The organism is Mycobacterium sp. (assembly GCF_049673265.1).
In the GTDB taxonomy this organism is placed as follows: domain Bacteria; phylum Actinomycetota; class Actinomycetes; order Mycobacteriales; family Mycobacteriaceae; genus Mycobacterium.
Map to the genome: position 1 here is coordinate 1 of NZ_JBATXN010000251.1, position 4,659 is coordinate 4,659.

The window sequence follows — 4,659 nt, forward strand, 5'->3', positions numbered from 1 at the left end:
GCAGCGGTCCGAGACCGGCGGCGCGCACCAGTCGGGCGCCGCTGAAGAACAGCGGTTCGGTTGGCCCGGGCACATTGGTCACGGTGGTGTTGGCGACCGTCGGGCCGGAGAACGGAAGCACACTTGCAGCCTTCGCCGTCACTCCGAGTAGTGAAGTCGGCACTGTGCCAATCAATTCGAGGAGTTGGGTCGTGGTCGATTGATCCGAGCCGGCACGGCTTGCCGCAGTCCCCTTAGCGATCGTCGCAAGTCGTTCGAGCGGATCGGCGATGTCTGTGCCAAGCGCCTGCAGCCGGCCGAACAAGGCGTTCCCCTGGCTGGTTTTATCACCCGCATCGCGCAGGGTCATGGGACAGGCCGCGACAAGCGAGTCTTCGGGAAGCTCGTCGTGGCCGGCCAGATACGCGCGAAGGGCGCCCCCGACGTACGCGAGCGCCACATCGTTGATTGTCGCGCCGTCAACGCTCGCCTTGATCCGTTTGAAATCGGCGAGCTCGTGGAAGCGGGCCTCGAACACCCGGTGCGCCGACGCTGTCTCGTTGAAACGGGTCTTCGGTGGCAACGACGGCACGTTGCCGCTCGCGATCGTGGATACAGCGCCGCCAGCCAGCTTGCGCGGGAGCCCGGCTAGGCCGCGGACCAGTTTTGGTGCAGTCGACGCGAGCACCCTGCCCGCCCGCAACGGGTGCAGCGTCGCGTTGATCGCCGTTCGCGCGAGCAGGTCTCGGGCCGAGGGAAGGGGACTAGGTTGCCAGGGGCCGTCGGGCCCAGCGGGCCGGGGGCTATCAGCGGCAAGGTCGTGCAACGCGGCGATCACCTGAACGGTTGCCATGCCGTCGACCGCACAGTGATGCAGCTTCACCGCGAGCGCGAACGAGCCCGCCGGTACTCCGGGCACGGCATTGAGTCCCTCGATGACCGTGATCTCCCACGGCGGACGCCGCAGGTCGATCTGCCGAGCATGAAGCCGCGCAACCTGAATGCAGAGTTGCCGCCAGTCACCAGGCTGGGGCAGCCCGATATGACGAACGTGATACTCGAGATCAAAGCTCGGATCATCAACCCAGTACGGCCTATGCAAACCACCCGGCAGATCGGTCAACCGTCGGCGAAAAAGATCCGCGAGATGCAAACGGGCTTCGAGCTCGGCGAGAATCCCCTTGAAGGTCACTCTGCCGGCCGGGGCCGTCGACGGGTCGTAGATCAGAAGCAGCTGAATCTGTAGCGGAGTCGCTGGTCTTTCAGCGCGCAACAACAGGTCATCGGTCCAACTCAGCTGCTGCACAAACCGCCCCTCACGCGCGCTCGCTTCCCAGACTAGGCCCGGCCAGCCCCGCCAGTACGAAATTGGTTCAGCGAAGTGACCTGGCCTAACGCCGGTGTCTTCCGACGAATTTGACTCAAAACAGGCCGTTGTGGGTACAGGATGCGCAGGTCAACCCGACAGCACCAGTTGCGCGTCGCCTACGTACTGGAGTTTTGACATGCGTCGTCCCGACACGATCATCGAAATCCATCGTGAACGCGTTCAGGATCAGACCCTCGACGTGTTCAGCGGTGATAAGTACACCGAGTCCGTCGATGGCACCGGCTACTCCGCGACGGCGACGCTTGACCTCACACTGGATCGCGTCTGGTTCGTCCTTGATTCGCATGAACGGCTTTGGCAGGAGGAGACCGACGGTGAATCCGGCGATCCGCTGCGTCATTTCGCGATCGACCTGGTGATCTTCGATTCGAAGATCACCATCGATTCGGTCACGTGTATCCCGCTGGTGGAACTTCCGCCGGCGACGATCACCGTCTCCGATGGTCCCCGCGCCGGAGAGTCGCGCGAGATCCCCTACAACGTGATTCCGCTGTTTGGCCGATTGACGTTGCACGACCAGCTCGAACCGCATCAAACAGAGCCCGGCAAACAGACGATCGCACTGAATTTCACTGCCCAGGATGCCCCCGTCCTGGTAGCCACCCCGATGCCCGATGAGTACGCCCCGCAACTGTTCGGTCCTCACATCGAGCGCCGTCCTGAAGGCCATACCGTCTTCGCCGGACAAGAGCCGCGGATCAGCTGGGAACTCGACTATGCCGAGGCATATTGGATTACCCATTGCATCGCAGGCGAACTCATGGTCAATCTAGAAAAATTGCAGCACCCCACTGTTTCCGACGACGAAGCGCGGGTCCGAGTGCTCGACTCGCTGGCCGCCCAGATCGCCGATGCGGTGCGGCCGAAGCTGGCCGAAATGGGCGTCGACGGCATCGTGGATCTGCTGCCGTCGCCGCTGGACGTCGATACCGAATCGCAAGACGACAGCACGATCAAGGACCTTGATGCCGTCGTGCAGCGCTTCGAGATTGGCGAGGCTACCCACGAATCGATGGTGGTCCAGCTGCAGACGCTGCGCTCACTGCCGCCGGGGGAGGACTTACCCGCGTCGATCCTCGCCGAAAACCCTCGGGAGAGAACGGGATTGGCGGTCACAGGTTGGAGTGTCCTGCGCCAAGTTCGTGACACCGTGATGAACAACTTCAATCTCGACGAGAGCGACTTTGCCGCCGATACCCCGTGCCTGCTGGAAGGTCCGAAGACCATCAACATCGGCGGTCAAGAGCGCAGTCTCGACGCCCTCGACGCCGATATCGTGCCGCGAACCGAGGACGGCCGGCTGGTCGTCGACGGAACCGTAAGCGCTGAAACGAAACTCTACGACTTCAAGGCCAACTTCAAAGTGACCTACGAGATGGGGCTCGACGACATCCCCCGTGACCCAAAGGAAGGTGACAACCGGTCAGCCGATCTGGAAACCGCCGAAAGTTTGGAGCAGACGCTAAGCGCGGCCGCCGAAGCTAAGCGCGCCGGTGAACTCAATGATCAAGACTACGAGGCGGTAGTCAAGCGAGTCCGCGATCAGTTCGACGAGCTTCCGCGGACCGTCGGTGTTCGACCCACGCAGAATCCCCCAGAGCCGGAAGTGAATCCGGAGTTCAGCTTGACGGCGGCGGGTAAGGTCGCCTCGGCTGCCGGCGCCGCGGCGGTGGTGGGTTTGCTTGCGTTGCCGGTGACCGCGGCAGCCGGAGCGGCTGGAGTGGGGGTTGCCGGCGCGGGCGGTCTGCTGAGCCTGGCGATCGCGCAGTACCTCACCACCGTACTGACGATCGACTGGTTCGGCGCCGGAGTGGGATCACGTCAAGTCAAGAAATCGCTAAACGACCATCCTGAGGGGACATCGCTGCCGCCGATCGGCATACCGGTCGACGCGGATCTCAACCGTCAGCGCCTCGCGGTGTACTTCCGACCGCTGCCGGCCAAACTATGGGTAAATTGCGTCACGGCTGAGGATCACGATGGGCAAGAGGGCGACTCCCACGACGTGCGGTTCGTCGGTGGCCGATGGCCTACCGATGGCCACCCCTGGAAGCTTTCCCATGACGACGCCATATTGTTCGTCGACTCCGGAGAGCTGCAGCTGTTGATCGAGCCGGATAGCCCCGGCGGCGACGAACTGCAGATCGGTGTAGCCAGTGCCGCCGATGGACGACGCCGGCTGCAGGTCGACGGAAAGGATCCCGAGACGCTAGATCGGCTACCGTCATGCACGGCTACAGACGGTGGCAATGGAGAGGGCTAACGTGGATGGCGATCGACTGCTGACCCCCGGCGAAACGTGCTGGCGGGTTGAGCGCGCCGACCAGTTTGCCTGCATCATCGATGCCGCTGATTACTTCAAGCACGTCAAGGCGGCGATGCTGCGCGCACAACACCGAATCATGTTGATCGGTTGGGATTTCGACGCGCGGATGACATTCGAAAGGGGCACCAAGACACTTCCCGGGCCGAATCAGCTGAGCGCGTTCTTGTATTGGATGCTTTGGAAGCGGCCGGCTCTTGAGGCCTATCTGCTGAAATCCAATCTGCGTCTGTTGCCTGCCTTCGACGGGATCTGGTTCGGGCTCACCCCGGTGGCGGTTATGAACCAGATCAGCAGCAGACGAATGCATTTCGCCGTCGACGGTGCCCATCCGATCGGTTCGGTGCACCATCAGAAGATCCTGGTGGTCGACGATGCCGTGGCGTTCAGCGGTGGCATCGACCTCACCATCGATCGGTGGGACACCCGCGCGCATGAACATGACAATCGCAGGCGCCGGACATTGGGACGCAGCTACGGGCCCCGCCACGACGTCGGCACAGCGGTGGACGGAGCGGCCGCGCGCGCACTTGGTGAGCAAGCTCTGGCTCGGTGGCATGCCGCGACGGGCCAATCATTAGAGCCGGTTGAGGCTAAGCACACCGCTTGGCCGAGCAAGCTGAAACCGACGCTGCGCAACGTCGACGTCGGAATCGCGCGAACCTTGCCGGAACTGGACAGTCGCCGCGAGGTTCGGGAGGTGGAGGCGCTCAACCTTGCGGCGATTGCGGCGGCTCGCTACACCATCTATCTGGAGAACCAGTATCTGGCGGCCCGAGCCATTGTCGATGCGCTGGCTGCTCGACTGAATGAAGCTGACGGCCCAGAGATCGTCATCGTCATTGCCCGTAGGGGCAACAACCCTCTCGAGCGCGGAACGATGGACAGCGCACGCCACCGGCTCATTCATGTGCTGTGGGAAGCAGACGAGCATCACCGTTTGGGCATCTACTGGCCGGTGACTGAC

The 4,659-nt window shown here is 62.8% G+C and carries 3 protein-coding genes; 2 read left to right on the forward strand and 1 reads right to left on the reverse strand.

Annotation, left to right across the window (positions count from 1 at the left end; translation table 11 throughout):
• Positions 1-1,285, reverse strand: a 1,285-nt coding sequence (locus WBF82_RS08850) for a wax ester/triacylglycerol synthase family O-acyltransferase (protein ID WP_424382675.1), incomplete at its 3' end; no start/stop codon positions are given.
• A 199-nt stretch (positions 1,286-1,484) separates the two neighbouring features.
• Here WBF82_RS08850 and WBF82_RS08855 point away from each other — a divergent pair.
• Together WBF82_RS08855 and WBF82_RS08860 are read left to right on the forward strand one after the other, a co-directional pair.
• Entirely contained in the window at positions 1,485-3,632 is a 2,148-nt protein-coding gene (locus tag WBF82_RS08855) for a hypothetical protein (RefSeq protein WP_424382676.1), read from the forward strand.
• A partial coding sequence (locus tag WBF82_RS08860) for a phospholipase D-like domain-containing protein (protein WP_424382677.1) occupies positions 3,619-4,659 on the forward strand: 1,041 nt, incomplete at its 3' end. The genes WBF82_RS08855 and WBF82_RS08860, both read left to right, overlap by 14 nt.